23 protein-coding genes are annotated in these 22,580 nt (G+C 58.7%); 7 read left to right on the forward strand and 16 right to left on the reverse strand.

What is annotated here, in order from left to right:
• Window position 1 precedes the first annotated feature (1 nt).
• The 3 genes from zapE to AB4O11_RS22630 all read left to right on the forward strand — a co-directional run bounded on the left by zapE (window position 2) and on the right by AB4O11_RS22630 (window position 2,336).
• A complete protein-coding gene (gene zapE / locus AB4O11_RS22620; RefSeq protein ID WP_460128633.1) occupies window positions 2–1,117 on the forward strand; it encodes a cell division protein ZapE in 1,116 nt (371 codons plus the stop codon).
• Window positions 1,118–1,135: 18 nt separating this feature from the next.
• The gene (locus AB4O11_RS22625) at window positions 1,136–1,717 is read left to right on the forward strand and encodes a DinB family protein (protein ID WP_460128635.1); all 582 of its coding nucleotides are present in this window, start codon (window positions 1,136–1,138) and stop codon (window positions 1,715–1,717) included.
• Between the two features lie 121 nt (window positions 1,718–1,838).
• Window positions 1,839–2,336, forward strand: coding sequence for a GNAT family N-acetyltransferase (locus tag AB4O11_RS22630; protein WP_414925957.1), 498 nt, complete (start codon window positions 1,839–1,841; stop codon window positions 2,334–2,336).
• Window positions 2,337–2,661: 325 nt separating this feature from the next.
• Here the strand turns inward: AB4O11_RS22630 and AB4O11_RS22635 are convergent, their stop codons facing one another.
• From AB4O11_RS22635 to AB4O11_RS22645, 3 genes are all read right to left on the reverse strand, one after another.
• Window positions 2,662–2,871, reverse strand: a complete 210-nt coding sequence (locus AB4O11_RS22635) for a hypothetical protein (protein ID WP_093432836.1) — start codon at window positions 2,869–2,871, stop codon at window positions 2,662–2,664.
• A gap of 273 nt (window positions 2,872–3,144) precedes the next feature.
• The gene (locus AB4O11_RS22640) at window positions 3,145–4,893 is read right to left on the reverse strand and encodes a phosphoethanolamine transferase CptA (RefSeq protein ID WP_093432834.1); all 1,749 of its coding nucleotides are present in this window, start codon (window positions 4,891–4,893) and stop codon (window positions 3,145–3,147) included.
• Window positions 4,894–5,102: 209 nt separating this feature from the next.
• Complete coding sequence (locus tag AB4O11_RS22645) at window positions 5,103–5,285, reverse strand: DUF6026 family protein (protein ID WP_007914840.1); 183 nt, start codon at window positions 5,283–5,285, stop codon at window positions 5,103–5,105.
• 273 nt (window positions 5,286–5,558) lie between these two features.
• Here AB4O11_RS22645 and gnd point away from each other — a divergent pair, with 273 nt between their 5' ends.
• The 3 genes from gnd to AB4O11_RS22660 are packed head-to-tail and all read left to right on the forward strand — an operon-like array spanning window position 5,559 to window position 8,877.
• Window positions 5,559–6,539 (forward strand): phosphogluconate dehydrogenase (NAD(+)-dependent, decarboxylating), encoded by a 981-nt coding sequence (gene gnd, locus AB4O11_RS22650; protein WP_093432832.1) that lies wholly within the window; start codon window positions 5,559–5,561, stop codon window positions 6,537–6,539.
• Complete coding sequence (gene zwf, locus AB4O11_RS22655; RefSeq protein ID WP_093432830.1) at window positions 6,536–8,059, forward strand: glucose-6-phosphate dehydrogenase; 1,524 nt, start codon at window positions 6,536–6,538, stop codon at window positions 8,057–8,059. Before gnd ends, zwf begins: the two co-directional genes overlap by 4 nt.
• On the forward strand, window positions 8,056–8,877 hold the full coding sequence (locus AB4O11_RS22660) for an HAD family hydrolase (protein ID WP_320336828.1): 822 nt from the start codon (window positions 8,056–8,058) through the stop codon (window positions 8,875–8,877). Before zwf ends, AB4O11_RS22660 begins: the two co-directional genes overlap by 4 nt.
• 124 nt (window positions 8,878–9,001) lie before the next feature.
• Here the strand turns inward: AB4O11_RS22660 and nhaB are convergent, their stop codons facing one another.
• From nhaB to AB4O11_RS22675, 3 genes are all read right to left on the reverse strand, one after another.
• Entirely contained in the window at window positions 9,002–10,504 is a 1,503-nt protein-coding gene (gene nhaB, locus AB4O11_RS22665) for a sodium/proton antiporter NhaB (protein ID WP_093432826.1), read from the reverse strand.
• A gap of 73 nt (window positions 10,505–10,577) precedes the next feature.
• Entirely contained in the window at window positions 10,578–11,879 is a 1,302-nt protein-coding gene (locus AB4O11_RS22670; RefSeq protein WP_460128637.1) for an NHL repeat-containing protein, read from the reverse strand.
• A 280-nt stretch (window positions 11,880–12,159) separates the two neighbouring features.
• Window positions 12,160–12,426, reverse strand: a complete 267-nt coding sequence (locus AB4O11_RS22675) for a hypothetical protein (protein ID WP_095048857.1) — start codon at window positions 12,424–12,426, stop codon at window positions 12,160–12,162.
• A 355-nt stretch (window positions 12,427–12,781) separates the two neighbouring features.
• On the opposite strand from AB4O11_RS22675, the gene AB4O11_RS22680 reads away from it, so the two are divergent.
• Complete coding sequence (locus AB4O11_RS22680) at window positions 12,782–14,107, forward strand: sigma-54 dependent transcriptional regulator (RefSeq protein ID WP_186623310.1); 1,326 nt, start codon at window positions 12,782–12,784, stop codon at window positions 14,105–14,107.
• A gap of 99 nt (window positions 14,108–14,206) precedes the next feature.
• Here AB4O11_RS22680 and AB4O11_RS22685 read toward each other — a convergent pair whose 3' ends face one another.
• The 10 genes from AB4O11_RS22685 to AB4O11_RS22730 form a co-directional block, all read right to left on the reverse strand.
• Window positions 14,207–15,514: a transporter gene (locus AB4O11_RS22685; RefSeq protein ID WP_093432820.1), complete on the reverse strand. Its 1,308-nt coding sequence runs from the start codon at window positions 15,512–15,514 to the stop codon at window positions 14,207–14,209.
• A gap of 45 nt (window positions 15,515–15,559) precedes the next feature.
• Window positions 15,560–16,306, reverse strand: a complete 747-nt coding sequence (locus tag AB4O11_RS22690; RefSeq protein ID WP_460128638.1) for a hypothetical protein — start codon at window positions 16,304–16,306, stop codon at window positions 15,560–15,562.
• A gap of 44 nt (window positions 16,307–16,350) precedes the next feature.
• A complete protein-coding gene (locus tag AB4O11_RS22695; protein ID WP_093432815.1) occupies window positions 16,351–17,031 on the reverse strand; it encodes a C39 family peptidase in 681 nt (226 codons plus the stop codon).
• Window positions 17,032–17,094: 63 nt separating this feature from the next.
• Window positions 17,095–18,102 carry a heme utilization protein gene (locus tag AB4O11_RS22700; RefSeq protein ID WP_093432813.1) on the reverse strand — a complete coding sequence of 336 codons (1,008 nt, stop codon included), beginning with the start codon at window positions 18,100–18,102 and terminating at the stop codon, window positions 17,095–17,097.
• A gap of 73 nt (window positions 18,103–18,175) precedes the next feature.
• Complete coding sequence (locus AB4O11_RS22705; protein WP_427120105.1) at window positions 18,176–18,751, reverse strand: adhesin; 576 nt, start codon at window positions 18,749–18,751, stop codon at window positions 18,176–18,178.
• Between the two features lies 1 nt (window position 18,752).
• Entirely contained in the window at window positions 18,753–19,202 is a 450-nt protein-coding gene (locus tag AB4O11_RS22710) for a hypothetical protein (protein ID WP_093432807.1), read from the reverse strand.
• On the reverse strand, window positions 19,178–19,414 hold the full coding sequence (locus tag AB4O11_RS22715) for a hypothetical protein (protein WP_460128642.1): 237 nt from the start codon (window positions 19,412–19,414) through the stop codon (window positions 19,178–19,180). Before AB4O11_RS22715 ends, AB4O11_RS22710 begins: the two co-directional genes overlap by 25 nt.
• Before the next feature lie 145 nt (window positions 19,415–19,559).
• Window positions 19,560–20,084, reverse strand: coding sequence for an AAA family ATPase (locus AB4O11_RS22720; protein ID WP_093432804.1), 525 nt, complete (start codon window positions 20,082–20,084; stop codon window positions 19,560–19,562).
• Window positions 20,081–20,644 (reverse strand): nicotinamide riboside transporter PnuC, encoded by a 564-nt coding sequence (gene pnuC, locus AB4O11_RS22725; protein WP_460128644.1) that lies wholly within the window; start codon window positions 20,642–20,644, stop codon window positions 20,081–20,083. Before pnuC ends, AB4O11_RS22720 begins: the two co-directional genes overlap by 4 nt.
• A 167-nt stretch (window positions 20,645–20,811) precedes the next feature.
• Complete coding sequence (locus tag AB4O11_RS22730; protein ID WP_460128647.1) at window positions 20,812–22,446, reverse strand: methyl-accepting chemotaxis protein; 1,635 nt, start codon at window positions 22,444–22,446, stop codon at window positions 20,812–20,814.
• Window positions 22,447–22,580 lie beyond the last annotated feature (134 nt).

Genomic DNA, 22,580 nt, shown 5'->3' on the forward strand with positions numbered 1-22,580 from the left:
CATGACTTTCGACTCTCCTCTCAGCGCCTGGCAACACGCCGTGCAACACATGGGCTTCATCCAGGATGAAGCCCAGGAACACGCGGTCTGGGCGTTGCAAAAATGCCATGAAACGCTGCACGCCGGGGCCGCTTCGGTCAGCGGCGTTTATTTGTGGGGGCCGGTCGGGCGCGGCAAGACCTGGCTGATGGATCAGTTCTATCAGAGCCTGCGGGTGCCGGCGCGACGCCAACACTTTCATCACTTCATGGGCTGGGTCCATCAGCGTTCATTCCAGTTGACCGGGATTGCCGATCCGTTGCGTGCGCTGGCCAGGGAGCTGGCGGTCGAGGTGCGGGTGCTGTGTTTCGATGAGTTGTTCGTCAACGACATCGGTGACGCGATCATTCTTGGTCGGTTGTTTCAGGTGATGTTCGACGAAGGCGTGGTGATCGTCTGTACGTCCAATCTGCCGCCGGATGATCTTTACGCCGATGGCTTCAATCGCGACCGGTTTGTGCCGGCGATTGCCGCGATCAAGGCGCATATGCAGGTGGTTGCGGTGAATGGCGCCGAGGATCATCGCTTGCATCCGGGGGCAGGTCTGCAACGCTACTTTGTCGCCACGTCTGCGGTGAGTGCGCTAGAGGAAGTCTTTCAGGCATTGACCGCCGGCCAAGCAGCCAGCGCCGAACCGGTGGCGGTCGGTCATCGCCAGTTGAACGTGGTGCAGGCCAGTGAAACGGTGTTGTGGTGCCGCTACGCCGATCTCTGCGAGCAGCCGTTCGCCGCCATGGATTTCATCGCGCTGTGCGACCGCTACACGGCTATTCTGTTGAGCGAAGTACCCAATCTCAGTGCGCAGAAACGCGAAGGGCGGATCGCGCGCGGCACTGAAGACGCCGCGCAGCGGGTAGTTGCGGGCGACCGTGAGTTACCGCAATTGTCGGTTCACGACGACGGCGTGCGGCGTTTCATTGCGCTGGTCGACGAGTGCTACGACCGTAAGGTGCCGCTGTACATCGAAGCGCAAGTACCCATGGATGCGCTGTACACCGAGGGTTATCTGGAATTTCCGTTCCGCCGCACCCTCAGTCGCTTGCAGGAGATGCAGCTGCAGCGTTTTGCCGAAGCTTGAATGGAAGAGGGCGCCGACATGAGCCAAGCGTTATCCCATCATTTGCTGACCATGGCATACCAGAATGCCTGGGCCAATCATCGTCTGGCCAAGGCCTGGACGCAGTTGAGTGCGACGGATCTGGCGGCGCCTCGGGTGAGTTTTTTTCCGAGCATTCGTCTGACCCTCAATCACATCCTCACCTGCGACTGGTTCTACGTCGATGCACTGGAGCGCGAGCTACGCGGGGCCGAGCCGCATCCTGACTGTTATGTGTTTTTCAATGTGGACGAGCCGTTTACCGACGCCACGCATTTGCGCGAAGAGCAGGCTCATGTTGATCGGCGGCTGATCGCCTATTGCGAACAATTGCGCGATGCCGATCTGCCCCGGATCGTCACTATCGCCCGTGATACGCCGCAGCACGACAACCGCTTGCGCATGCTTTCGCACCTGTTCGAGCATCAGCTTCATCACCGGGGGCAGGTGCATGCGATGCTCAGTGATACCGTGGTGAAACCGCCGCAACTGGATGAGTTTTTCTGCGTCGGCGAGAGCAGTCTACGCGCCGAGGACTTTGCCGAACTGGGCTGGACCGAAGAGTTGATCTGGGGGCACTGACGGGTAAACAGCAAAAGTCTTTTGCATTTGTCGGTTGCCCGCCCGATCACCCCCGCGCTAATGTCAGGCAGCCTTTCAGTACGCACTTTGCGCGCCGGGGCTTTTGTGTTCGGGGATGGAAATGGATTCCGCAGAAATTCTTGTACTTCAGGCCAGCTACAGCAATCCAACGCACGCCGAGGCCATCGGTATCGTGCTCAACCACTATGCAGAAGACCCAATGGGCGGCGGTCATTCGCTCGACCCTGAGCTGCTGCGTCGGCTGCCCGAAGAACTGGCCCGGCGCCCGCATGCGTTCAGTGTGCTGGCCTTTGTCGGTGGTGAACCGGCGGGGCTGGTGAACTGCTTTGAAGGGTTTTCCACGTTTGCCTGCAAGCCGCTGGTCAACATTCACGACGTCGCGGTGGTGAGCCAATTTCGCGGGCTCGGCCTGAGCCAGAAAATGTTGCAGAAAGTCGAGGAGATTTCTCGCCAGCGCGGTTGCTGCAAAATCACCCTCGAAGTGCTGGAAGGCAACGCCGTGGCGCAGAATGCCTACAGCAAGTTCGGCTTTGCGCCGGGCATGTTCGACCCGGATCACGGGCGCATGCTGTTCTGGATCAAGAATCTGCAGGCCTGAAAGCCTGAAAAGCCCCTCACCCTAACCCTCCCGAAACGTCGGACCGCCCAAAGGGAGAGGGGACTGACCGAGGTGTTTGGGCAACGTACGCCGACCTGAAACATCGAGCCGAACTCAGGTTTTGAACAGCCCACAAAACTGCTCCCTCTCCCTCGGGAGAGGGCTGGGGTGAGGGGCGAATTCACCACAAATCAAAAGCCGGACATCCAATCCTGACTAATCGACTGAATGAACCCCAAAAAAAGGCGCCCCAATCAGGGCGCCAAACTGTCTTCTTCCAGGCCAGAGCGGAGCCACGGAAGGTCCATCGGTTGCTCGGTCAATCTCAGTCGCGATACGACTCGGTCACTTGCGCCGTCTGATCGGCGGGAACGCGAATTTCCTTCGCGTTGGCGTCGCTCTTCTGCTCGCTCTGGGCTTGGTGAACCGGGAAGTTGTCGTAGTAATAACGCATACGCTCAGCGCCGCCCTCGGCAAAAACGCTGGCAGAACCCAGGGCAAATAGCCCGGCAAGGATTGCGGTAGTGATTTTCATGGTGCCTCCTACTGAACAAGTGGGAGCCGTTCGTCCATGAAGCAGATCTCGGAAGAGAGTCTGGGAGGCCTGAATTAACGCGGGGTTAACGCCCGTTCAGTGGAGTTTTTGCAGCATGTTGCAGAACATTTGATAGTCGGGAACGGGGGGCACCTGTCAGAGCTGACCGTGGCGACGCATTGGCTGGGGCAGAGGTAACAAGCGAAATTCGAGGCCGGCTGGATGAGTTTTCTGCGGACATGAAAAAGGGGCCGGTTTCGGCCCCTTCTGGTGTTACTTCTGCGCGACATCCGCCGGCGCGGCGTCGGGTTTCTTCGGCTTCATCAAACTGAAGTCGATCAGCGCACGCTGCTCGGTCTGGTACGGATCGCCGATCAGCAGAGGGCGAGCCTTGAAGCTGTCGCTGACCAGGCTCTTGCTGTGATCGAGTTCATCGAAGCTCAAACCGGCCAGGTCAGCCCAGGTGTGGATCAGATGCGAGCTGCTGTACGGACGATCGAGGTCGGCGGCGAAGTTCCAGTCGTGATTGGCCTTCCACTTCGGCGACGCCCAGGCCATGAACGGGATGGTGTACATCGGCGCGGTCGGTTTGTTTTCGTTGCGGCCCAGAGTCTTGTGGCCCACTGAGTCGAACACGTCTTCACCGTGGTCCGAGAGGTACAGCAGGAAGCCGTTCGGATCGGATTTGGCGTAATCCTTGATCAGGCTCGACACCACGAAGTCGTTGTACAGCACGGCATTATCGTAGCTGTTGTAGGTCGGGACCTGGTCGTCACGCACGCCGGTTGGTACGCCGGTGCGGTCCTGGAACTTGTCGAACGTCGGCGGATAGCGGTACTGATAGCTCATGTGCGTGCCGAGCAAATGCACAACGATCAGCTTGCGTGGCGCGGCGTCAGCCAACGCCTTGTTGAACGGCTCGATCACATCACCATCGTACTGCGCGGCGTTCTGATTGCGGTTGTTGTTCAGGTACACCTGCTCGTCGGCCTGTTCGGAGAACGTGGTGAGCATGGTGTTGCGCTTGGTCATGGTCTGCTGGTTGGTGATCCAGAAGGTCTTGTAGCCGGCCTGTTTCATCATGCTGACCAGCGACGGCGTCGACAGGTACAGATCCGGATGCTCTTCGTCAGCGAAGGTCAGCACTTGCTGCAACGCTTCGATGGTATACGGACGCGGGGTGACGACGTTATCGAAGATCGCCAGTTGATCCTTGAGCTTGTCCAGTTCCGGCGTGGTGTTGCGCTGATAGCCATAAAGGCTCATGCGTTGACGGTTGGTCGATTCACCGATCACCAGCACCAGGGTCTTCGGCTGGTCGGCCGAGGCATCCTTGAGGTTTTTCAGCGGCGGGATCTTGCTCACGTTATGCAACATGCCCTGCATGTCGGCAAGGGTATCCAGATAACGGTGGTAGGCCACGGCCATCTGCCATGGCACCGCCGGTTCGATACGGGTTTCGAATTTCTCGAAGCCTTGGGCGAAGGTGCCCATGCGCAGGGTTTGCTTGACCAGTGGATAGCCGACCACCGCGATCACGATCGCCGTCGCCGCGACCAGCGCACGGCCACGGGGCATGTACACCGGGCGCAGGCGGGTCCACAGGAAATACGCGAACGCGGTATGGGCAAGGAACGCCACCACCATCCACCAGGCAAAGTACTGGGTCATGTACTCGCCGGCTTCAGAGATGTTCGACTCGAACATGATGAAGATGACGCTTTGCGAGAATTCCTGCTGATAAATGAAGAAATAGCCAAGACTGGCCATCGAGCAGGCCCACAACACCACGCCGATCACGGCAGCGAGCAGTTTGGTGCGTTTGGGGAAGAGCAGCATGGGCGCCAGCCACAGCGCGCTCATGAAGAACGCCTGACGGAATCCGCTGAAGCCGGAGGTGCCGGTCAGCTGGATCAGCAGTTGGGTGATACCCGAGAAGTACCAGAAGAATACAAACAGCCAGATAAAACCGGCCCAGTCGAAACCTGTCGCAGTCGTTTTGCTGCGTTTGAACAATGCCATTCGGCGCTCCAGCTCACTCGTTACAACCACCGCCGGAACATCCATGAAGCCGACGAACGGAGGCCGTACACGCAGGTACGGCCAGAATGGGGCGGAGTATTACGAAGAGAATGTGAAAAGTTTGTGAGTTGCCGCTTTGCTCTATAGAGAGGAGGGCAGCGATGGATCATGTCGGGAACAGCGGCGGCCGTTCCCGAAACAGGCGGGGATCAGGCGTGGGGGTGACGCTGAACGACCGGCAAAGGTTGCGGCTGCACACCTTGGGTCAACAGGCGCAGCTGCGCCAGCTCCTGTTTCAACTGGTCGCGTTCGTCTTTCAACTGGCGCAATTCATCGCGACGGATTGTCACGTACAGGGTTTGTGGCGGCATTGCTGTGTGTACTGTGCCCATTGCTCACCTCGCAAATGGCGTGCATCAACTGTAGGTCGTCCCCGCTTTGGGGTACTGACTTACTATCGGCGCCGATTTTGATTTCTTTTGCCTGTGAATGGAACTTTTTTATTTTTCATGGTCGGTGTGTCTTCGGCAGGATTCGGGTCGTTATCAGTCTGGATCGGGCACAATGCCCGGAAACTTCATCGCAACGCTCTGGACTAACCTCCATCAGTCGCGTTGGGCTATAACCAATGACACACATTTATTTGTAGTAAGGAGCATCAGCACATGCAACTCGGGATTATTGGACTGGGCCGCATGGGCGGCAATATTGCGCGACGTCTGATGCTCAACGGTCACACCACCGTTGTTTACGACCGCAATACCGCTTTCATCGAAAACCTGGTCGCCGAGGGCTCCACCGGCGTCGCCGACTTGCCGGCAATGGTTGCCGGCCTGGCCAAACCGCGTGCGGTCTGGGTCATGTTGCCGGCCGGCGCGCCGACCGAAGACACCATCAACACCCTGAGCACTTTGCTCGAAGCCGGCGATACCATCATCGACGGCGGCAACACCAACTATAAGGATGATATTCGCCGGGCCAAAACTCTGGCCGAGAAAGGCCTGCACTACATCGACGTCGGTACCTCCGGCGGCGTCTGGGGCCTGGAGCGTGGCTATTGCATGATGATCGGCGGTGACGCCGAAACCGTGCAGCGCCTCGACCCGCTGTTCGCTGCTCTGGCGCCGGGCATGGGTGATATCCCGCGCACCAAGGATCGCCAGTCCGACGACCACCGCGCCGAACACGGCTACATCCACGCCGGTCCCGCCGGTGCCGGGCACTTCGTGAAGATGATTCACAACGGTATCGAGTACGGCATGATGGCCGCGTTCGCCGAGGGCTTCGACATCCTCAAGACCAAGTCCAGTGAGCGCCTGCCGGAAGATCAGCGTTTCGACCTCAACGTGGCCGACATCGCCGAAGTGTGGCGCCGTGGCAGCGTGGTGTCGTCGTGGTTGCTCGACCTGACCGCCGATGCACTGGCCAGCGATCCGAAACTCGACGGTTTCTCCGGCTCCGTAGCGGACAGCGGCGAAGGTCAATGGACCATCGAAGCGGCCATGGAACAAGCGGTGCCGGTACCGGTGCTGTCGAACTCGCTGTTCTCGCGCTACCGCTCGCGCGGTCAGGGCACCTTTGGCGACAAGATTCTTTCGGCCCAGCGCTTCGGCTTCGGCGGCCACGTGGAGACACCGAAGAAATGACCCATACGATCCGCAGAAAATCCAAGGCAGAACCCGCACCACCGACCACGCTGTTTTTGTTCGGTGCCCACGGCGACCTGGTCAAGCGCTTGCTGATGCCGGCGCTGTACAACCTCAGTCGCGACGGCTTGCTTGACGACAATCTGCGGATCGTCGGCGTTGACCACAACGCCATTACCGATGAAGCCTTCGCGCAGAAGCTCGAAGATTTCATCCGCACCGAAGTGGCGGCGAAGGTCGGCAAGGGCGATCAGATGCTTGATCCGGCCTTGTGGGCCAAGCTCGCCAAAGGTATCAGCTACGTCCAGGGCGACTTCCTGGACGACAGCACTTATTCCGCGCTGGCGGCGAAAATCGCCGACAGCGGCACTGGCAATGCGGTGTTCTACCTGGCCACCGCGCCGCGTTTCTTCAGTGAAGTGGTGCGCCGACTGGGCGCTGCCAAATTACTGGAGGAAACTCCCGAAGCGTTCAGAAGGGTGGTGATCGAGAAGCCGTTCGGCTCCGATCTGCAAACCGCCGAAGCGTTGAACGCCTGTTTGCTCAAGGTGATGTCCGAGAAGCAGATCTATCGGATCGACCACTACCTGGGCAAGGAAACCGTGCAGAACATTCTGGTCAGCCGGTTCTCCAATAGCCTGTTCGAAGCCTTCTGGAACAATCACTACATCGACCACGTACAGATCACCGCCGCTGAAACCGTCGGCGTCGAAACCCGTGGCAGTTTTTACGAACACACCGGCGCCCTGCGTGACATGGTGCCCAATCACCTGTTCCAGTTGCTGGCCATGGTCGCCATGGAACCGCCGGCCGCGTTTGGCGCCGATGCGGTGCGCGGCGAGAAGGCCAAGGTTGTGGGGGCAATTCGTCCGTGGACCACTGAAGAGGCGCGGGCCAACTCGGTGCGCGGTCAGTACAGCGCCGGTGAGGTCGACGGCAAGCCGCTGAGCGGTTATCGCCAGGAGCCCAACGTCTCGCCTGACAGCAACACCGAAACCTACGTGGCGCTGAAGGTGATGATCGACAACTGGCGCTGGGTCGGCGTGCCGTTCTACCTGCGCACCGGCAAGCGCATGAGCGTGCGCGACACCGAGATCGTCATCTGCTTCAAACCGGCGCCGTACGCGCAGTTCCGTGATACCGAAGTCGACGAATTGCAGCCGACTTACCTGCGCATCCAGATCCAGCCCAACGAAGGCATGTGGTTCGACCTGCTGGCCAAACGGCCGGGGCCGGCGTTGAACATGGCCAACATCGAGCTGGGTTTTGCCTACAAAGACTTTTTCGAGATGCAGCCGTCGACCGGGTACGAAACCCTGATCTATGACTGCCTGACCGGCGATCAGACGTTATTCCAGCGCGCCGACAACATTGAAAACGGCTGGCGTGCCGTGCAGCCGTTCCTCGACGCCTGGCAGCAGGACGCGAGCGTGCAGACTTATGCCGCTGGTGAGGACGGCCCGCAGGCTGCTGAAGACCTGCTGACTCGCGATGGTCGCGTCTGGCATGGCCTCGGATGAGTGACTTTCCGCAACAACCTATCCGTTTTCTGCTCAGTGACATGGACGGCACGCTGCTGCTGCCCGACCACACGTTGAGCCAGCGCACCATCGAAGCAGTGCGTTCGCTGCGTGAGGCGGGCGTGTTGTTCAGCCTCGCCACCGGTCGACCGCCGAAAGCCATGTTGCAGCAGATCGAAGCCTTGGGTGTTGATCTGCCGACGGCGGCGTTCAACGGTGGCACCATCGTTAACCCGGATGGCAGTTTGCTGGTCGCGCATTACTTGCCGGCCAGCACCGCGCTGATTGCGCTGGCCACGTTTGCTGATCAGCCGGAAGTCGAGATCTGGGTGTTCAGCGGCGGCGACTGGCTGCTCAAGGATCCGCACGGGCCGATGGTACCGCGCGAGCAGCATGGCCTCGGTTATCCGCCGGTGGTGGTGGAGAGTTTCGAGCCGTATCTTGAGCGCATCGACAAGATCGTCGCGACCAGTAACAACACTGAGCTGTTGATCGAACTGGAGGCGCGCCTGTTGCCCAAGGTCAATGGCATGGCGCAAGTGTCGCGTTCGCAACCGGTGTATCTCGACGTCACGGCGCTGGAAGCCAACAAAGGCACCGCGCTGGCGACGCTGGCCGAACATCTCGGTATTCCGTTGGAGCAGACAGCGGCCATCGGCGATGGCGGCAACGACCCGGCGATGTTCCATTGTGCAGGCTTTTCGATAGCCATGGCCCAGGCGGAGGACGCGGTAAAGCGCCAAGCCGACGTGGTCACCGCGCCGAACACTGAAGACGGCGTGGCGCAAGCGATCGAGAAATACATCCTCCCTCGCTGAAAGCACGCAAAACCAAATGTAGGAGTGAGCCTGCTCGCGATAGCAATGTATCAGTCACCATTTCCTGGGCTGACACACCGCTATCGCGAGCAGGCTCACTCCTACAGTTTTTACGCGGTGTTGATCAGAGCCAATAGCTCACGGCATACCAACCCAGCAGTCCCATCACAAAGGTGTACGGCAACGCCATCCACACCATCCGCCCGTACGACAGGCGCACCAGCGGTGCAATCGCCGAGGTCAACAGGAACAGGAATGCGGCTTGGCCATTCGGTGTCGCCACGCTTGGCAGGTTGGTGCCGGTGTTGATCGCGATCGCCAGCGTCTCGAAATGCTCGCGGCTCATGTGGCCGGCGAGGAACGCCTGTTTCACTTCGGTGATGTAGATCGTGGCGACAAACACGTTGTCACTGATCGCCGACAGCAGGCCGTTGGCAATGAACAGCATGCCCGGTTGTTGCTCGACCGGCAGGGCCAGCACCCACTCGATCAACGGCGCAAACAGCTGTTGATCGTGAATCACCGCGACCACCGCAAAAAACACCACCAGCAACGCCGTGAACGGCATGGCGTCCTTGAATGCGCTGCCCAGACGATGTTCGTCGGTGATGCCGGTAAACGCGGTGATCAACACAATCACCATCAAGCCGATCAAACCGACTTCGGCGATGTGAAAGGCCAGGCAGCCGATCAGGATCAGTGCGGCCGCGCCTTGCACCAGCAGGGCTGCGCGTTGGCGCGCTGTGCGCTCGGCATTGTCTTCGGCGGCGTAGTTGGCCAGCACGGCGCGAACATTGTCCGGCAGCAGTGTGCCGTAGCCGAACCAGCGCAGCTTCTCCAGCAACACGCAGGTGACCAGACCCGCTGCCAGCACCGGTATCGACACCGGCGCGACTTTCAGGAAGAACTCGGCGAAGTGCCAACCCATTTCGTGGCCGATCAGCAGGTTTTGTGGTTCGCCCACCAGTGTGCAGACACCGCCCAGCGCCGTACCGACCGCGCCGTGCATCAACAGACTACGCAGGAACGCACGGAATTGTTCCAGATCGTCATGGTGAAGTTTCGGCAGGTTCCGGTCGTCAGCAAACTCACTGTCCTGGCGCGGATCGTTGCCCGACGCGACACGGTGATAAACGGAATAGAAACCGACCGCCGCACTGATGATCACTGCGGTCACCGTCAAGGCATCGAGAAACGCCGACAGAAACGCGGAAAGAAAGCAGAACAGCAAGGCCAGTATCGCTTTTGAACGCACGCCCAACAGCAGGCGCGAGAACAGAAACAGCAACAGATCTTTCATGAAGTAGATACCGGCCACCATGAACATCAGCAGCAGGATCACCGGGAAGTTGTGCACCAGTTCATCGTAAAGCGCTTGGGGGGTGGTCATCTTCAGCAGCAGTGCTTCGATCAACAACAAACCGCCGGGCATCAGCGGATAGCACTTGAGCGCCATCGCCAGGGTGAAGATGAATTCGATCACCAGCAACCAGCCGGCCGCGACCGGGCCGACGCTGAACAGCACGACGGCGTTGAGGATGAGGAAACCGACGATGGTCGCCTTGTACCAACGTGGCGAGTGCCCGAGAAAATTTTGCGCGAACGCCTGGGCCATTGAACCGGACATCGGCTGCTCCTTGTCTTTAGAAGCGCGCAAGTTGCCGGATGCGTTGCGGAAGATCAAGTACAGTGCGTGTTTTTCAATGGTTCAGGTAACGCGCCACCATGGCTCGGTAGTTGCCATCCAATGAATAACCGCCGACGAGGATGGCATTGTCCGCTTGCACGGCCAGCGAGTTGGCGGTGTCGAGACTGCGCCCCAGACGCGTGCGCAGCCAGCCTTTGCCGTCACCGAAGCTGTGATCCAGGCCGCCGTCCCTCTGGTAACGGGCAACAATAAAATCCGCTTCGAATCCGCCAATGGTTGCACCGACCGCGATGATGCGGCCGTCCGCCATGCGCTGGGCGGCGCTCCATTGGCAGCCGCTCGGGCCGATTTCCAGCAACTGTGGTTGCACGCCGTGATGGTGCAGGTTCGGTCGACCGTTGGTGTGCAGGCTGTACGCCATGCACCGAATCGGGTCGCGACTGCTGCCGAAACAATGCAGTGCATCGGCCGATTCCAGGACCTGACTGACCTGGGCGCTTTGCCCGTGAGCCTTGAACGCCATGAAGCCGTCCACGGCAAAACGTTCGTCGAGGCGACCGTCGGGCAGGTAGCGCGCCAACAAACCTTCCTGCGGAAAGTCGATGGAGCCGGCCACTACGATTCGCCCATCCTTTTGCAACAGCAGGCTGCTGAGCCAGGTGTTGAGCAGCAAGTGGCGAATCATCACGAAGCCGCGGCCGTTGAAGGTTTCATCGAGGCTGCCGTCGGGCTTGAGGCGAATCAGCATGCCGGCATGGTCGGCGAGTTCGAAATGGTGATTGGCGATCAGCAGAATATGGCCGTCGTCCTGGACTACAAAGTCGCAGGCTTCAGCACCCGGGACGCCCGGCGGTAGCCAGGCATCACGGCTGCCCATGGACAAGTCGCCGGGCAGGCGCACCACCTGGCGACCGTTGTCACCGAAGCGCAGATCCGGCTTGCCCTGTGCGTCAAACATGGCCAGAGCCGGCAAGGTGCGATGAGCGTTTTCATAATGCAGGCCGGCGAGCAGGATGCGTCCGTCGGGGAGTACCCGGACTTTACCGGCCGTGGCTTCAAAGCCCGGGGCAAAGGTTTCGATCACGCTGCCTTGATCGCCAAAGGTCAGATCGGCCGAGCCATCGGCAAGCATCCGTGCCAGGCCGAATCGGCTACCGGTGGCGAGGCCGACCTTTGCTGCGACCAGCACCCGTCCCTGCACATCGAGGGCGATGTCCTCGGTCAGGCTGGACACACTGCCAGCGAAATACACTTGAGCAACGCCGTTAGCGGCAAATGTTCTGTCGAGTTGACCGGCTCGGCTCAATAAAGAAGTTGATGCCACCGGCAGCGCGAAAGTGTTCAGAGTGGACATGCACGCATCTCCTTGCGAGTTGACCTGGTACCGGGAACCGGGCGGGTAACTGCATGAGCGAAACATTCAATCCCTGAACCGGGAGAAGTACAACTGTAAGAACTAACAGATGGACGGTCGCACTGTGCCAGAACAGTGTCTTTTTGAACCAATAGCAAGCCGGCCAAGCAGTTACGCCTGAACAAGTTGCAAATAGTTGTGCAAAAGTACGGAGCGTTAAAAAGATTGGAACTAACCGAGTAGGGCGGATGACCTGAGCGTCATCCGCATCGCCCGGCTGTTAGTGTGGCATCGACCAGGATTGCAAGCTGTAACCTTCTTCGCTGAGTTCAGCGCGAGCCTGCTCCAACAGTTGCTCGAGTTGCGCTGGATCGGAGTAGGCGCTGCTCGGGATCTGTTTGCGACCGATGTGCGAGTTGGTCCGGTCGATCACGGTCAGGCTGAGCTCGCCATTGCCGTCTTGTGGCGCCCAGGCTACGCACTGGAACGGTTTGAACGCGTGGTTGGCAATCAAAAGAGCTTCGTTGATACGGAGCGGGGCGGTCATGGGGTTTTCTCTCTGTCGTGCCCAATCAAATGATGTGCCGTCGGTTGGGCTTACCGTTCGGCTGGTACTTGTACTGATGCACCGAACCGGTAGGCAGGTCACACATGAAACAAAGAAATTTCAACTTTCTTTCAGGGTGTTGCATTGTTGCCAGGTTTTTGAAAGCTCACTGAAAGGTTGAAACAGCAATTTAGTCGATAGCTAACTAACAACCTGGTTTCTTATAACGCGTTTGCTTGTACACCTATAAGCAATCGATACAAGGCGCTGTCAAAATCTTGCTAATGTTACAGTCGGGTCTGCCAAATGACTGTTTTTACAATCATTTCTAATAATTTGGCGCCAAGGAACAGTCATGAGCGAAGCGCCAGCGTTACGACGTTTATTGGTGGTCGATCCGTGCGACGACTGCCACCGCTTATTGCCCGGATTACGCGCCGTAGGTTGGGATGTTGACAGTTGCACCCTGGAAAATGCCGCCGACCGCAGTTGTGATGTCGGCTTGTTGCGATTACAGCCGTTTCATCTCGAACGCCCCGAGGCGGTCAAGGAGCTGATCAGTCGCAGCGGCACTGAATGGATCGCCGTGCTCAATCAGGAAGTCCTGCGTTTACAGAACGTCGGTGACTTCGTCTGTGAATGGTTTTTCGATTTCCACACCTTGCCGTTCGACGTGTCGCGGGTGCAGGTCACCCTTGGCCGGGCATTCGGCATGGCGCGCTTGCGTGGGCAGGGCACGATTCATGTCGATCAGCCCGAACATGAACTGCTCGGTGACAGCAGGCCGATCCGCGAATTGCGCAAGTTACTCAGCAAACTGGCACCGACCGAATCGCCGGTGCTGATCCGCGGTGAAAGCGGTACCGGCAAAGAACTGGTCGCGCGCACGCTGCATCGGCAATCCCAACGTCACAGCAAACCATTTGTGGCGATCAATTGCGGGGCGATTCCCGAACATTTGATTCAGTCCGAGCTGTTCGGCCACGAGAAAGGCGCGTTTACCGGTGCGCATCAGCGCAAGGTCGGGCGCATTGAGGCAGCCAATGGCGGTACGCTGTTTCTCGATGAGATCGGTGATCTGCCACTGGAACTGCAGGCCAATCTGCTGCGCTTTTTGCAGGAAAAACACATCGAACGCGTCGGCGGCAGCCAGCCGATCCCGGTGGATGTGCGTGTGCTGGCGGCGACTCACGTCGACCTTGAGGCGGCCATCGAGAAGAAACGTTTTCGCGAAGACCTGTATTACCGGCTCAACGTGCTGCAAGTGGTCACCGCGCCGTTGCGTGAACGCCATGGTGATCTCTCGATGCTGGCCAACCACTTTTCCCACTTCTACAGCCATGAAACCGGTCGCCGTCCGCGCAGTTTCAGCGAAGACGCGCTGATTGCCATGGGCAAACATGACTGGCCGGGTAACGTCCGTGAACTGGCCAACCGTGTGCGACGAGGTTTGGTGTTGGCTGAAGGGCGGCAGATCGAGGCACGGGATCTGGGCTTGATCAGTCAGCACTCGATCGCCACACCGATGGGCACGCTGGAAGATTACAAGACCCGCGCCGAACGCCAGGCGTTGTGTGATGTGTTGAACCGGCACAGCGATAATCTCAGTGTGGCGGCCAAAGTGCTCGGGGTGTCACGGCCGACGTTCTACCGCCTGCTGCATAAACACCAGATTCGCTAGATACCTGAAGATCAAAAGATCGCAGCCTGCGGCAGCTCCTACATTGGATTTGTGTAATCCCTGTAGGAGCTGCCGCAGGCTGCGATCTTTTGCTTTTTCCTAGAAGTAGTAAGGGAATTTCAGGCTGAAGGAAAAGTCCGGTGCATCGTCGGTCAAACCGATCGACAAGTTCGGAACAATGGTCAGGTTGTCGGTGGCCGCAATGGTCATGCCGACGTTGAAATAACCGGCGTTGGCGTCACTGGATACCACCGATTGCCAATCGCCGCCATCCTGCTTCAGCTTGCTTTTACGCTGCACCAGGTCAGACATCGAGAACGACATACTCATCTTCTCGTTCAGCGCAAACGCAATACCGGCGCCGATCTGGAAGCTGTCGCCGATCTTGACCTTGCCCGGGTTTTTCTGGTTGACCGTCGAGCTGATGTCGTCAAACGACTCCTCCAGGTTGTGGGTGTAGGACAAGCTGCCGAACAGCACCGCCGGGTCGAACGTCTTGACCAGCGAGATCCCCGGAGTGACCGACCAGACGCCGTTGCCGGTGGGCAGGGTGTCAGGCACGAACAGGTTGGAGTTGGCGTCGGTCTGGCGCAGCTTGATCCCGAACGGATCCTTGCCGGTTGGCGCCTTGACGCGCAAGGTGACGACCGCATCCGGCGTGTTGGCTGACTCATCGAGGAACTTGTAGGCGATGCCGAAGTTGACGTCGCCAATGGTTGGATCGCGTGTCACGTCCTGCTCGGTCGTGACGTTGGACGCTCCGCCGTTGCCGCCGCCGGATTGATAAGTCGAATCGCGGTAGACCACCGGCACGTTCAGGTCGAACTGCCAGCGATTGTCGAAGTTGTAGCGGCCCGTGAGGTCAAGGGTCCAGGTGTCGGCCTTGATCCGGTCGAGGTTGATGTTGCCGAGAAAGATCGAGTCGAGGGCCAGAAAGCCGTTGAGGATCAACTGACGGGTGTCATAGCGCGAATAGGTGATACCGGTTTCGAAGCTGAATTTGCCACCGCCGAAGAAGCCACTGGCCTCGTCATACAGGTTGGACACACTCTGTGCCGGTTGCGAATCATCTGCCAGCGATTGCCCGTAAGAAGCCCCACTGCCTCCGGCTGCGCCCCCCGACGCTGCTGCGGCCCCGGTACCGGTGGCCACTTTTGGATTGCCTTTCATATCCGACGGCGACTTGGCCAACCTTTTGGGTGGTGGCGCCGCCGGTTGATCTTCGACCTGGCGAACCCGTTGTTCGAGTACCGCCAGGGCCTTTTGTTGTACTTCGTAACGTTGTTTCAGCTCCAGAAGCTCTTGTTTCAGGACTTCTACGTCGGCGTCCGGTGCCGCTTGCAGCATCGCTGCAGGTAGAAGGGTGCTCAAGCAAACAGCGGCACGCAGTGATACTGATCGATACATGAATAAGCCGTCCCTTTAAGCCCAATGATCGAGACTCAGCGTAGTTCAATATCCAATATTTCGTAGTGCCCTGAGCTGAGTCAGGTTGCAATCCAGTGCGCCGGCACTCATGCCGTTATTGTTCAGGACGACGTTGAGTTGAGTCATGTTATTGACCACGTTGGCACTGCCGAGCAAACGGGTGTTCTGCAGCAAGCCGCCTTGAGCGACCTGTTGCAGGGCCGTACCTTGATTGCCGGAGGCCTGAATGGCCATTTGTACGCCGCCACCGTTGGCCGAAACCGCCACGCTGCCTGCGGCATTGCTGCCGCCGATGGTTTGCCCGGCCATCAGCGCCTGCCCTTGGGTGGGCACCAGTGCTGGCGCCTGACTGGCTTCTTTAACGTTGATGGCAACGTTGTTATAGGCGGTATTGCTGTCACCCGCAGCGCGTACGCTCTGTGTTACGCCCTGGCTGCTGTCGAGGCCGGCGCCACCGTTGATTGTGCCGGTACCCGTAGAAAGGGTGCTGCCGTTGCCGTGTTCCTTGATGGTTTGAACATAGAATTCAGGTTTTACCGTTGCTGCCTGAAGTTGCATCGAGGTCGAAGCCCCGATCAAATCGCCACTGGCGTTGCGCCAGGTACTGCTCATGACAATGCCGAAGCTGATAATCCGCCCCGGCATGACATAACGACCACGTAGTTCGGACAACTCCTTGTCTTGTATTTCTATAGGTTTGAATCCTGCATTGGCATAGCCTGACGCACTCGCTGCCAGGCAGGCGGCGGCCAGCCAGTATGAGGTTTTCATTTGCTGCTCCCGGGACATCCAGCCCCATTCTTTATAATCGGCGATTAAAAGAAGTCGCTCTGTATGAACCCGAAGTCCATCAATTCAGCATCTCTGACAGGGTTGAAGTTATCCAGCTTGTTCTTCGCCGTCAGCGGTGTCGGCGGGCTGCGCAATGCATTGGTTTTGTCATAACCGGGGCCGACGATGGCGAAGACAATGCCGTTCCAACCTTTGACAAAGTCATCATGTTTGTAGCGCTTGTGGCCTAAAACCGGGTCTCCGATGTAAACCCAATCCTTGTCCGAACGCTGCAGAACCACGAAATGCTTGTAGCCGCGAATTTCCATCAGTACCACCACCGGGATGGTTACAGCATCGAGTTTTTCCGGCGGAATCTTGTAACCCCTGGCGCGCATGCCGATGCTTTCTATGTAGCGCTTCATGTCCAGCATGGAAAACCCTTGAGTACGAACAAGGTCCTGGTCAGCGTTGACCAGCATGCCTTTGATGATGTGCTCCTCATCGACGTCGAGCCAATAGGCCTGGCGTAACACCGTAGCCAGTGCAGCAGCGCCGCAGCTGAAATCGGTTTTCTGTTCGACAATGTCGGAAAACTTGCGCTCACGAATGCTTTGCACGTTCTTGTAGACGAGTACGCCGCCTGGGAGGGCAGCGACTGGCATCTGGGCAGCCTGGGTCAGGCCGGACAGGCAAAGCAGAGCGAAAAGGGCAGTCTTACGCATGATCGATACGCCTTTGCGGACTGAGGAAAAGCCCCGTTTCCGGGGCTTTCGTTTCGATCGCGATTACAGGCAGGCTTTGCAACCTGCAGCGATGGACAGCGAGTTGCTTTGTTGGTTACCAACACCAGCGGCGTTGTTGTAACCAGCGTTGCCGGAGAAGTTGTTGCCAACGTTGGAGATGCTTGCGTTGTTGGTCACAGGGTTTTTCCAGCCATCAGGGGTCAGCACTTGTTGCGTGGTTACACCGGCGAGACCGAAGATGCCGACAGCTTCAAAGGTCGCTTTCTGATCTTTGCTGCCGCCGTTGCCGCCATGACCACGGTCGTTGTCGCCATAACCGCCACCACCATGGCCTTTGTCGCCTTCGATGGTCGCTTTGCCAGCTGCCACGAATGCGCCGGCAGCGGTGAAGGTGCCTCTCAGAGTATCGGTTTTGTAGGTTTGAGTGCCGTTGTTGGACACAGTCAACCCAGTGGAGCTTTGGTTGGCAGCGGCAGCGGCGTTAGCTACACGACCACCGGATACAGCAATGGCCAGGTTGTTTTTCTGTTGGTTGAAGTTGCCGGCACTGTTGTTCACACCGATGTTGCCGGAACCGCCGTTACCCACGTTGTTGAGGTTGGCGTTGTTGGTTGTCGAGTAGTTGGCAACCGCGTTGTTGTTGTTGACCTGAGTCGCGCTGGAAACGGACACGGCACTGCCGAAGATGAAGCTTTCGTCGGCAGTTGCCAGTGCAGCGGCGTTGTCTTGTTGGTTGCCATCCCCGGCGGTGTTGTTCATGCCGACGTTGCCGTTGGTGCCATTGGCGGAGTCGCGAACGGAGGCATCATTTTTGGTGCCTTGGTTGCCCACCAGGTTGCCATCGCTGTTCTGCGTGTCGAGTACGGCAGCACCAGCGCCGGCGCCGATTTGCAGAAGTTGTTCCAGGGTAGGGCCTTTTGGTTCATGGTTGCCATGACCATTGCCGTGCCCGTTACCATGATCGTCATCACGACCGCCTGCCTGTGCTGCGATTGCCATCACTGCTGCAAGTGCGAAAACCAGTGGTTTGAGAGCCATTGTAGGTTTCATGGTGTTTCTCCATCGTGCTTATTAGTTGGTTAAGTGTTGGTACTTTCTAATTGCACTGCTTTTGTTGTTTGGGTCAGTCAGCGACCCGGATGCTCAGGGTGTTAGCCATACGGTTCCCCACCCCGGCACTCTGGTTCACCTGGATTACCCCGCGGCTGCCGGTGAAGGCCTGATCACTTGTCGTGACCTGGCGACTGCCGGGTGAGGTACCAGTTGCTCCTGAGCTCGGTAGAAGCGCCACGTTCTGTTGCGAAAGGGCACTGTCGTCAACGCTCTGCGGGCCAGCACTGATGCTGACGCGCGTGACGTTGGCCATCTGGTTGTTGGCACCGGCGCCCTGGTTCACACCGAGGATCCCGTTGCCATTACTGAATGAGTTGCCGCCAATGGTCGCGCTGGCATTCGTCGACGGGTTACCGGGTGTGTCGATGTGCTGGCGGACGATTGTGGTGGCGCTGGCCGAGGTGCCGATGGCAATGGCCTTGGTGTTGGTCTGTTGCATCTGGTCGCCGGCGGCCTGGTTGACGTTGTAGTTGCCGCGGTACTGGATGCCGGTGTCCTGAATGTTCGCGTTGTTCACTGAGCTGGGGTCGGCGGCCATGGCGTTGGCGCAACCGAAGAGGGCGAGCAGGAGCAGGGTGCGATTCATCTTATTGACCTCCAGCCATGCGGGTCAGCGGAGCCAGGCCTGCGCCCATTGCGCGGTTGACGGTGTTGGAGATGGAACCGCCGGCGCCGCCGCCGTGGCCGCTGCTCATACCGGGCAGGCCGTTGGTATTGGTCAGGGTGTTCATGCCAGGCAGATTCGCCGTCGGTGTGCTGATGTTGCCGCGGATCGAGGAGCCACTGGCTACGCTGGCAAACTCACCGTCATTGAGCTCAGTGCTGCTCATCGCCTGATTGATGCGGGCTGAAGGGTTAGCATTGACTGTGGTTGGATAGGGGTCTTTACCGCCGCTGCGACCGATAGGAATAGGCTGAACATCGCGGTTGAGGACAATCACGCCATTGCCTTCTGCCTGCACGTTGAAGCTGATGAACGTACTGGCTGCTGATCCGATCAGCAGAAGGCAGGTCAAACCTTTTTTGATATTCCCCACGGCTGCAATTCCTTCTTCAGTGGGCTGGCCCTAGTCAGCGTTGTGAAGTAGAGAGCGAAAGCTGTGCCGCTTTTGAAATATCTTTCAATTTCAATTGCTTGGGGAATAGATGCGCCGGCCTGATACACCGCCTGTTTCATGGCTGATACACGCAGGGTGGCGTTGACCTGTCTATTGGCTGAATAAAGCTCTGGCACAAGGGTTTGCGCCAAGGTGTTTCACCCGCGTAACAACCGGCATGACAAAGCTGTGAACCGTGCTGAAACGGGCACTTTGCACGCGGGCGAGTGTTTCAGGATTGGACACTTTGTCCCCAAAACAGGGGAAATCGCGTGGGAAAGGGACCCTTTGACCGGGTCATTCAGCCAGCAGTTGCTCGACGGCGGCAAACGCCTGCGACTGGCGCTCGGCCCAATCGCCCTCGATGACCTGAAAGCGTTGATGGTGGTTTTCCAGCCAGTTCTGCGTGGCCTGGTAAAACGCCAGACGCTCGTCCAGATCCGGCTGGCAGCGCTGACCGTCATCGGTCCAGTCGATCTGCTCTGGCGAGAGTAAAAGGTGCAGGTCGTAATGCCGCGCCAACAATTCGGATTCCAGCCAGGCCGGGCAATCGCCGAACAGCGTCTGACTCCAGAGCATATTGCTCAGCAAGTGCGTGTCGAGGATCAGCAATGACGGCTGTTGCGCCCGCGCTTCATCTTCCCAGTGCAATTGGCCCCGGGCGATTTCCGGGATATCAGCCAGACAAGTGTCGCGGGGATTGAGTTCGATAAACCGACGCACGTATTCATCCACCCGCAAGCCGCCAAAGCGTTGTTGCAGGCCCGCCGCCAGCCAGCTTTTGCCGGTGGATTCGGGGCCGGTCAGGACCACAACCTTCATGTGCGCAACGCCGGGTCAGCACGCCATTCGCGAAAGCCCTGGATCGCCAGCAGAGTGAACAGCCCGTACAGCGCAGCGGTCAGGTACAGCCCCTTATAGATGAACAAGCCGACAAAGATCACATCCAGCACAAACCACAGCGCCCAGCATTGCAGGCGTTTCTGCGCCATCCACAGTTGCGCGACCAGGCTGAAACCGGTCAGCGCGGCATCGAGCCACGGTTGCGCGGCGTCGGTCCAGTGAGCCATGGCCGCACCGAGCAACAGGCTGCCGACCGCGCCAACGCCCAAGCCGATCAGGACCGAGCGTTGATCGAGGCGCGTGACCTCACGACCGTCATGCATCGTCCCGGCGCGGGTCCATTGCCACCAGCCATAGACTTGCAGCGCGGCGTAGATCACTTGCAGCAACATGTCCGAATACAGCTTCACTTCAAAGAAGATCCAGCTATAGAGCAGCACCATGACCAGACCGATCGGCCAGCACCACGGATTCTGTTTGACCGTCAGCCACACGGCGAGCACCCCGAGGGCGGCGGCAAACAGTTCAAGCCCGGACATGGGGGTTCCTTGGGGGAAATTGAGGAGGGGGCGGATTGTACTGCATTCGCCCAGACACTGAAGAACCCTGTGGGAGCGAGCTTGCTCGCGAAGGGGCCTGTGCAGTCGAAATCTTCTTTGACTGACCTGACGCTTTCGCGAGCAAGCTCGCTCCCACAGGTTTTGGGTCAGACGCGGAACTGGCGCAGGAGGGCGTTGAGTTGTTCGCTCAACTGGCCAAGTTTCAGGCTGGCCGCACTCGATTGTTCGGCAGCGATCGCCGTGCTGTGCGAGAGGCCGGCCGCCTGAGTGACGTTCTGATTAATGTCCTCGACCACATGCGCCTGCTGCAACGTGGCGCTGGCAATCGAAGCGTTCAGGCCATTGAGATTACGCAGTGCCTGGCCAATCGCATTCAGACTCGCACCGGCCAACCCGGCTTGTTCGATGGTCAGTTGCGACGCCTTGCTGCTGTCGCCGATCACTTTCACAGCGGCTTCGGAATGGTTCTGCAGACGCTCGATCATCGACTGGATTTCCGCCGTCGACTTCTGCGTACGTTGCGCCAACAAGCGTACTTCATCCGCCACCACGGCAAATCCGCGACCTTGCTCACCGGCCCGCGCCGCTTCAATCGCGGCATTAAGCGCGAGCAGGTTGGTCTGTTCGGCAATCGAGCGAATCACTTCCAGCACGCTGCCGATCTGCGTACTTTCGGCGGCGAGGGTGCGGATCACCTCCACCGCTTGATCGATAGTGCCGGACAGTTTGTCGATCTGCTGCAAGCTGCCATCGATGTTGATCTGGCCCTGTTGCGCCTGCGCTTCGGCATCGCGCATTTCGGCGGCGGCGTGCTCGGCGTTCTTCGCCACGTCCTGCACGCCATAGGTCACCTCGTTGATCGCGGTGGCCACCAGTTCCATCTGCTGCGATTGCTGCTGGCTGCGCTGCTGGGCCTGCGTGGCGTCGTTGCCCAGTTCGCTGGACGACTGACCCAGTGCACTGGCCGACACCTGCAATTCGCCGATCACCCGCCGCAGTTTGGCGGTGAAGGCGTTGAAGTGATGCGCCAGTTCAGTGACTTCATCTTTGCCATGGGTATCGAGGCTGCGGGTCAGGTCGCTTTCACCGCTGGCAATGTTGGCCATGGCGTTCACGGTTTCCTGCAGCGGACGGACGATGCTGCGCGCGATGAGGATCACCAGCAGCGCCATGATCACGGCAATCGCCAGGCCGATGACCGTAGCCTTGATCACTTGGCCCTGGAATTCCGCCTGCACGTCGTCGACGTAAACTCCGGAGCCGAGCACCCAGCCCCACGGCTCGAACAGTTTGACGTAGGAGGTCTTGGCCACCGGCTCACTGGCGCCGGGTTTCGGCCAACGGTAGTCGACCATGCCGGCGCCTTTGGACCTGGCGATGGCGACCATTTCGTTGAACACCGCAAAACCGTCCGGATCGCGGATCGCCGAGAGGTTCTGGCCTTCGAGTTTCGGGTTGGTCGGGTGCATGACCATCACGGGCGTGAGGTCGTTGATCCAGAAATAATCGCTCTGGTCGTAGCGCAGCCCACGAATCGCCGTCAGCGCCTGTTTCTGCGCCGCCTCTTTGCTCAGGGTGCCGGCGGTTTCGAGGTCGTGGTAGTAGGTCAGCAGGCCGCTGGCGGTCTGTACTACGTGCTGGGTTTTCTGGGCCTTGGCGTGGTAGAGATCGTCGTGGATCTGCTTGAGCATCAACACGCCCAAGGTCAGCAACATGACCACCGCCACAATCAAGATGAGCCACAAGCGTCGGCTGATCGACACACTGCGCAAGCTGTTCATAACGCTGTCACTCCGGATTCTTTTTCTTGTAATAAACGACCGCCAGCATCCAACCACGATTTCGTGAGCGGGCATACGCGACCCAAGTCGTATAACGCGGCAGCGCTAATAAGGCTTGTCTGTTAGGATTTCGG

The organism is Pseudomonas sp. H1_D05 (genome assembly GCF_054682705.1).

What these genes read in the sequence shown, in the direction of transcription:
- pnuC (WP_460128644.1), bottom strand. Translation starts at nt 20,644, where the DNA reads ATGTCCGGGCTTGAACTGTTTGCCGCCGCCCTCGGGGTGCTCGCCGTG.
- zwf (WP_093432830.1), top strand. Translation starts at nt 6,536, where the DNA reads ATGACCCATACGATCCGCAGAAAATCCAAGGCAGAACCCGCACCACCG.
- AB4O11_RS22705 (WP_427120105.1), bottom strand. Translation starts at nt 18,751, where the DNA reads ATGAATCGCACCCTGCTCCTGCTCGCCCTCTTCGGTTGCGCCAACGCC.
- AB4O11_RS22675 (WP_095048857.1), bottom strand. Translation starts at nt 12,426, where the DNA reads ATGACCGCCCCGCTCCGTATCAACGAAGCTCTTTTGATTGCCAACCAC.
- zapE (WP_460128633.1), top strand. Translation starts at nt 2, where the DNA reads ATGACTTTCGACTCTCCTCTCAGCGCCTGGCAACACGCCGTGCAACAC.
- AB4O11_RS22730 (WP_460128647.1), bottom strand. Translation starts at nt 22,446, where the DNA reads ATGAACAGCTTGCGCAGTGTGTCGATCAGCCGACGCTTGTGGCTCATC.
- AB4O11_RS22670 (WP_460128637.1), bottom strand. Translation starts at nt 11,879, where the DNA reads ATGTCCACTCTGAACACTTTCGCGCTGCCGGTGGCATCAACTTCTTTA.
- gnd (WP_093432832.1), top strand. Translation starts at nt 5,559, where the DNA reads ATGCAACTCGGGATTATTGGACTGGGCCGCATGGGCGGCAATATTGCG.
- AB4O11_RS22660 (WP_320336828.1), top strand. Translation starts at nt 8,056, where the DNA reads ATGAGTGACTTTCCGCAACAACCTATCCGTTTTCTGCTCAGTGACATG.
- AB4O11_RS22685 (WP_093432820.1), bottom strand. Translation starts at nt 15,514, where the DNA reads ATGTATCGATCAGTATCACTGCGTGCCGCTGTTTGCTTGAGCACCCTT.
- AB4O11_RS22645 (WP_007914840.1), bottom strand. Translation starts at nt 5,285, where the DNA reads ATGGGCACAGTACACACAGCAATGCCGCCACAAACCCTGTACGTGACA.
- AB4O11_RS22625 (WP_460128635.1), top strand. Translation starts at nt 1,136, where the DNA reads ATGAGCCAAGCGTTATCCCATCATTTGCTGACCATGGCATACCAGAAT.
- AB4O11_RS22695 (WP_093432815.1), bottom strand. Translation starts at nt 17,031, where the DNA reads ATGCGTAAGACTGCCCTTTTCGCTCTGCTTTGCCTGTCCGGCCTGACC.
- AB4O11_RS22700 (WP_093432813.1), bottom strand. Translation starts at nt 18,102, where the DNA reads ATGAAACCTACAATGGCTCTCAAACCACTGGTTTTCGCACTTGCAGCA.
- AB4O11_RS22690 (WP_460128638.1), bottom strand. Translation starts at nt 16,306, where the DNA reads ATGAAAACCTCATACTGGCTGGCCGCCGCCTGCCTGGCAGCGAGTGCG.
- AB4O11_RS22680 (WP_186623310.1), top strand. Translation starts at nt 12,782, where the DNA reads ATGAGCGAAGCGCCAGCGTTACGACGTTTATTGGTGGTCGATCCGTGC.
- AB4O11_RS22640 (WP_093432834.1), bottom strand. Translation starts at nt 4,893, where the DNA reads ATGGCATTGTTCAAACGCAGCAAAACGACTGCGACAGGTTTCGACTGG.
- AB4O11_RS22630 (WP_414925957.1), top strand. Translation starts at nt 1,839, where the DNA reads ATGGATTCCGCAGAAATTCTTGTACTTCAGGCCAGCTACAGCAATCCA.
- AB4O11_RS22635 (WP_093432836.1), bottom strand. Translation starts at nt 2,871, where the DNA reads ATGAAAATCACTACCGCAATCCTTGCCGGGCTATTTGCCCTGGGTTCT.
- nhaB (WP_093432826.1), bottom strand. Translation starts at nt 10,504, where the DNA reads ATGTCCGGTTCAATGGCCCAGGCGTTCGCGCAAAATTTTCTCGGGCAC.
- AB4O11_RS22720 (WP_093432804.1), bottom strand. Translation starts at nt 20,084, where the DNA reads ATGAAGGTTGTGGTCCTGACCGGCCCCGAATCCACCGGCAAAAGCTGG.